The following is a 5,586-nucleotide window of genomic DNA, read 5'->3' as shown; positions in this document are numbered from 1 at the left end:
AGGGAGACAAGGGGGAGGGGAGAGTTATTAATACTGATTCAAACTCAAAACTCAAAACTCTCCTACTCCCTATCTTCTCTGAAGATAACGTTCAAACCAAAGTCCAGAAGAGATTCCAGCTAAACCACAGAGAAACAAAACTACTGATATAAACATTAAATCATTGGTGTACTCCAGCATCCGGCTGAAGATTTGCAGTGTCAGGAGTACTATACCTCCCCAGAATAGGCGACGTTGTACTTGTTTAAGTCCTTCGCGGATTAAGCCAAGAGCTAATAGGAACAAAAGTAAGTTAAAAATTACTATAGCTGTGATGGCGAAATTGCCTGTACTCAGGTGTATGTAGGGAACTATAGCACTAATTGCGATCGCGCCTGCTATGAGACTACTGTTGAAATCCCATCTACGCAATAGTCGCAGCCATTCCCAAATTGTGAATCCCCCTAAAATCATAATATCTAGTAACAGATGCCAATGTAAAACTGAAATATCATTTGCTACTGGTACAAATGATAGATGCCAAATTCCGTAGAATGATAATAGAAAGAATAGGCAGATGAGGAATAGTATAGCGAGAGTACGGGATGTTCGATCAAATAATTTAACTTTTGGCAGATATTTTCCCCAGAGTGAATCACTATATCCCCATAACATTGCTGGAGGTAAGGAAGATGCGATTGCCGCCAGCCAAGGTTGAGGAATTAATAAATTTAGTCTGAGTAAGTTTGCTTCAAAAGAATAAATTATACTTAATAATCCCAATCTAAAAATCCACTGTGAACGACACTTGTAAGCTAGGGGAATAAACATAAAACCTGCTAATAATGGCATGTGTTGTACCATCAGCCGCAGCACCGGGAACTCTCCTAGGATTAAAAAATCCGGTTGTATTTGTCCGAGTAGATATCCTAGAGCAGTTAATAAGATAGAGAGTATTCCTAACGATTTCATCTGTAAACTATAAGCCATCGCCAAAACACCCAATCCCCAAGCTAAATAAAACTGGTAAATTGGTTTATTCTGGAGAAATAGTTGAGACATCAGAAGCATATTCGCCCCTAAAGTTAGCCCTCCCAACATGAGTAATCCTTCTCCCAATAAATTCCGCAATCCCTGTTTTGGATATCGCCACAGAAAAAAACCTACCGTATTTAAGCTGAGGAATATTATCAGAAAAAATCCTACCTTCAATTCCCTTGACCAAATTTGCCAGTTGGCTGCGATAAAAGTAAGAATACCCAAGCATAAGAGAATACTTCCCAGCAACAATAATATTCTTACGAAGCGGTTGCGAGTAAATCTTTCTAATTCACTAAACTGATAGCGATGGCATAATTTGTCGTATAAAGACGAATCAATTAATCCCTCACTGTGCCATTGTTCCACTTCTTCACGTAACTGGCGACGAAACTTATCGGAAGACATGATAATTTTATAGGTTCGCTTCCTATAGCTAATAGCTAGTTTACTATTTTAGTTTATCCATATTATAATAAATTTAATGAATTTAGATTAAGGATTTTAGATACCAAAATCCTTAATCTAAAAATATTCATTTTCTGAGTTACAGGAACTTCTAAACAGAGAAATAATAAAAAATATTACCGTCTTCAGTAACATCAAAAGTCGCATTGAGAGCAAGAGCTTGCTCATCCAAAAATTCCTGGGCTTCTTCTACTGTGAGATTTGTTTCCCTGACGAAGCGCAAAATGGTAATATCTCCCTACTTCCGTATGGCTTCCAATAGGCGAGAATAGTAAAATCGAGTACTAGTCATAGCGTTGCGCTCTACAGAAAAACCATTATCTGCTAGGATTGTAATAATATCGGCTTCTCGGTGCTGATAGGCGCGAGTAGTTTTACTTGGTCCGGGGAATAATTCGCCAATTTTCTTGAGTAAAGTGAGACAAAGAGTTTTAGGCGCAAAACTGAGAATTAAGCGAGACTCTGCCAAGGATGCGAGGTGGGAAATCATTTGTGCGGCTTTATCTTGAGGATAGTGAATTAACACATCCAGACAAATAACTGTGTGGTAGCTACCGCTTAATTTTTCTAAATCTTGTACGGAAAAATTGACATTTGCCGTCTTATTCTGGATATTTTTTGCTCTTTCAGTTGCTTCCTCTACCATTTTTTCTGAGATATCGGTAGCAAAGATATTCGCACCTGCTTCCGCCAATGGAATGCTGAGGCTGCCCACGCCACATCCCGCATCGCAGATAGATAAACCAGTTAAATTATCATCTTCCTTCAGCCAGCTAATTACAGTATCTACTGTCTGCTGATGTCCATTTCGGATATCGAGTTGGACTTTATTGACTTCGCCATCACCATAAATCCGCTGCCAGCGCTCGAATCCTGTGGCGTTGAAATAGTCTCTGACAATGGTTTTATCATCAAGGGTGTTCATAATGTTACGTTAAATTAAAAATGGGGGACAATTTTATACTTTAGCAGGTGTTGGCTGTTTCGGTGATAATTATTATCGTTCTTTTTTAAATACTAATCCTTAATATTGGCTGTTTCGGTGATAATCATTATCATTCTTTATTATACTAAAATCTAAAAATATTTTAAGCAAATCTGTAAATTTTTGTTTATATGTGTAAGATAGAATATACGATCTATTATTTGACGGAGTAGAAAACAATGACGACTACTAGTGAAGTAAAATGTGCTTGTGAGTCTTGCCTCTGTACGGTTTATACCGATTCGGCAGTGCAAAAAGATGGTAAGTTGTTCTGTAGCGAAGCCTGCGCTAATGGTCATATCGACGGGACAGGCTGTGGACATGCTGGCTGTAAGTGTCATAACCATAGTTAGGGAATGGGGAGGAAAGTTTTGAGTTTTGAATTAAGATCTTTTACTCTTAGCACTTGGGTCACTAAGCCACATATAGTGGAAATGGTCTGTTATATCCCGAGAACACACCCTACAGATAGATGCTTTGCGTAAGTCCTAACTCTAACTTTTCACCTCTAATCCCTAACCTCTCACCTAAAAAACAGGCTTCAACCACCGAAAAATTTCTCGTTTTAATGGAGGTAAATCTCGATTAATTTCTTGCTTCACCCATTGCCCAATAGCATCTAATGGACTAAAAATATCTCCGGCTTTCCAGTCTATTTCTTGTCCTAATGGTGTTAAATGATTACCTGGTAATGTTTGGAGGGCAACCATGTCAGGGAATCGTTTTTCTAAAACAGATGTAAGGCTGACGGTTTGGTCGATTTCATCATTCCTGAATTTTATCAGCAAATTGCGACGGACTTCATAACTTTGGGCGATTAATTCCTCAGTTTGTCGTGGTGAGGGGGTAAATTCAAGCTCGAAAGCAGGAGTAATATTGAATTGATCTAGAAAATTGAACTTATCGAGAAAAGGAATAGCTTGCTTGGCCGGATAATTATTATAGGAGATCAAGATATTACCTGCTCTTTCGATAGAAAATAGACTGCCAATCAGTAGATGTAGTTTGCAGCCCATACTATGTCCAATACCATAAATAGGCAAATATTGTTTCCCTAAAATTCTTCTCGCTTGTAATCTATCTATGGTTGTCTCGAAGCGATGGAGTACTTCCCGGGCAATTGCAACGTGATCCAATGTATTCAAAAATGACGTAGCAATTACCACATACCCCTGATTTGCCAATTCTTCGAGTAACCAGCGGTAGGTTACCTGTGGTGCTGCGGCAATAAATGCGCCGCCTAGGAAATGTATAATCCCAATGGGACGATGAGGAACTAAAACCCAACTACCAGATATTTCTTGCCAGTTCATGGAGAAAGTGCGTTGTTAACTTGACACTCCCCGGTCTAAACTTCGGCAAGCTCAGTTACCAGACACGGGGATTCTTAAGACTTCGCAGCCTTAATATCCTGATAAATCAGGTTCCCAGGCTCATTACCTTTGCCACAAGGGCGTAATGATATCTCCACAAGGTTGTTTCGGGCGTATACTTTCCTCCAGTCCGGGGGTAGGTTTTTACGTCTTATACTGACCTATTAATTATATCATGGCAGACTCAAGTCTGCCAATGCCTTTCATCCCCGGACTCAAGTCACAAGGTGAGCCAGTTGCACCATTTTTACTCACAAAGCACGTTAATGAGCAAGCTTGAGATTTAGCTCTCAGATCGCAGTATTCACCTTAAATATACTGTTGGTTATATTGAGCTATCCTGTCTCCTAAGCACCAATTATAATGACTTCTGAGCATGTTTACCCAGTTGGATATTTTTAGATTTTGAGTGGTATTATGGCGTAGCTTATAAACGTAGTTTGTTAGCAGATTTACATCACCTCCTTCTTTATGTGTTATCTTGTGTTTATTCTAGATTTTTTGGAGAGTTATGTCAATAACTAAAGAAAAAAATTACTAGACTAATCAGTCTTTCACTCTCAAGTATTCATAAGACTGATATGATGGGAGGCGTTAGCCTCCAAAACGGTTTTCATCCCCGGTCTCCCATACATGGGGTTTTCAACCTGCTTTCTTATAAATTAAACGTGTTCTCCCAACAAATCATTTCCGATCTACAGCAAGTCCTTAATGCTAGTGTAGCTGACCAAGGCATCCCTGGAGCAGTTGTCTACCTTTCTACCACAGATGGAATCTGGTCGGGGGCATCGGGCGTATCTAACCTTAAAACTAACACACCGATGAAACCGCGCGATCGCTTCCGCATCGGTAGTATCAGCAAACTCTTCCTGGCAGTGGTAATTCTCCAATTAATGGAAGAGGATAAAATTGACCTCAATGATACTTTAATCGATTGGTTATCGGAAGAGATCTGCGATTTTATCCCTAATAGTCATAAAATCACTATTCGCCAACTACTTAACCACACTAGCGGTTTGGCGGATTATCTGAATACTGATGAGTTTAATACTGCCCTTGAGACGACTAATCCCAATCATCTTTGGACAGCGACAGAAGCGATTACTTATGCTTACGATTTAGAACCCCTTTCACCGCCAGGGAAAAAATTTCACTACTCCAATCCTAATTACATTCTATTAGAACTCATCGTGGAAGCAGTCACAGAAAATACCCTAGCACGAGAAATGTGCGATCGCATCCACACTCCTTTGGGTTTAATCGATACCTTTACCGAAATGCGGGAAGAGATTCCCGGTGGTTTTGTCGAGGGTTACGCTGACTGGGATGAAGACGGCGAAACCGATAACGTGACTCGCCGCAATGATGGTGTGGGTTTGGGAGATGGGGGACTGATTTCCACCGCCCCTGATGTAGCAAGATTTATCCAAGGATTATTTATAGAAGACAAATTACTGGCAGCGGAAACCCTAGAGAAGATGCTCACCTGGGTTGAAGATCGAGAAGGTGGGTATTATGGGTTGGGAATAAGTGCGTGGAATAGTGATTGGGGCGAAATCTGGGGGCATACTGGAAATACAGGAGGCTTTTTGTCAACTTGTTGGTTTTTGCCTAATCAGGATATTACTGTAGTTGTCCTTACCAATACTGCTGATACCGCCCTCCCCGATGATATTGCCGCAGGAGTTTTGGATGTGGTACTCGCTGATGAGGAGGAAGATTAAGAGACAAGGGGACAAGGGG

Annotated in this window: 7 protein-coding genes; 2 read left to right on the top strand and 5 right to left on the bottom strand. The window is 40.3% G+C overall.

Annotated features, from left to right (window positions below):
• Positions 1-69: 69 nt before the first annotated feature.
• From NJ959_RS24910 to bchM, 3 genes are all read right to left on the bottom strand, one after another.
• Positions 70-1,425 carry a DUF2157 domain-containing protein gene (locus NJ959_RS24910; RefSeq protein WP_254014448.1) on the bottom strand — a complete coding sequence of 452 codons (1,356 nt, stop codon included), beginning with the start codon at positions 1,423-1,425 and terminating at the stop codon, positions 70-72.
• Positions 1,426-1,576: 151 nt separating this feature from the next.
• Positions 1,577-1,708 carry a hypothetical protein gene (locus NJ959_RS30310; RefSeq protein WP_256529742.1) on the bottom strand — a complete coding sequence of 44 codons (132 nt, stop codon included), beginning with the start codon at positions 1,706-1,708 and terminating at the stop codon, positions 1,577-1,579.
• Positions 1,709-1,723: 15 nt separating this feature from the next.
• A complete protein-coding gene (gene bchM / locus NJ959_RS24905; RefSeq protein ID WP_254014447.1) occupies positions 1,724-2,410 on the bottom strand; it encodes a magnesium protoporphyrin IX methyltransferase in 687 nt (228 codons plus the stop codon).
• A gap of 239 nt (positions 2,411-2,649) precedes the next feature.
• On the opposite strand from bchM, the gene NJ959_RS24900 reads away from it, so the two are divergent.
• A complete protein-coding gene (locus tag NJ959_RS24900; protein ID WP_254014446.1) occupies positions 2,650-2,823 on the top strand; it encodes a metallothionein in 174 nt (57 codons plus the stop codon).
• A gap of 174 nt (positions 2,824-2,997) precedes the next feature.
• Here NJ959_RS24900 and NJ959_RS24895 read toward each other — a convergent pair whose 3' ends face one another.
• Both NJ959_RS24895 and NJ959_RS30305 read right to left on the bottom strand, forming a co-directional pair.
• Positions 2,998-3,783 carry a DUF1350 family protein gene (locus tag NJ959_RS24895; protein ID WP_254014445.1) on the bottom strand — a complete coding sequence of 262 codons (786 nt, stop codon included), beginning with the start codon at positions 3,781-3,783 and terminating at the stop codon, positions 2,998-3,000.
• A gap of 369 nt (positions 3,784-4,152) precedes the next feature.
• Positions 4,153-4,293: a helix-turn-helix domain-containing protein gene (locus NJ959_RS30305; protein ID WP_256529744.1), complete on the bottom strand. Its 141-nt coding sequence runs from the start codon at positions 4,291-4,293 to the stop codon at positions 4,153-4,155.
• Positions 4,294-4,511: 218 nt separating this feature from the next.
• Here NJ959_RS30305 and NJ959_RS24885 point away from each other — a divergent pair, with 218 nt between their 5' ends.
• A complete protein-coding gene (locus NJ959_RS24885) occupies positions 4,512-5,567 on the top strand; it encodes a serine hydrolase domain-containing protein (RefSeq protein WP_254014444.1) in 1,056 nt (351 codons plus the stop codon).
• Positions 5,568-5,586: the final 19 nt, after the last annotated feature.

Source organism: Limnofasciculus baicalensis BBK-W-15 (genome assembly GCF_024178385.1).
GTDB lineage: Bacteria > Cyanobacteriota > Cyanobacteriia > Cyanobacteriales > Coleofasciculaceae > Limnofasciculus > Limnofasciculus baicalensis.
Note: the sequence above shows the minus strand (reverse complement) of the source record. Positions and strands in the feature narration are given on the sequence as shown.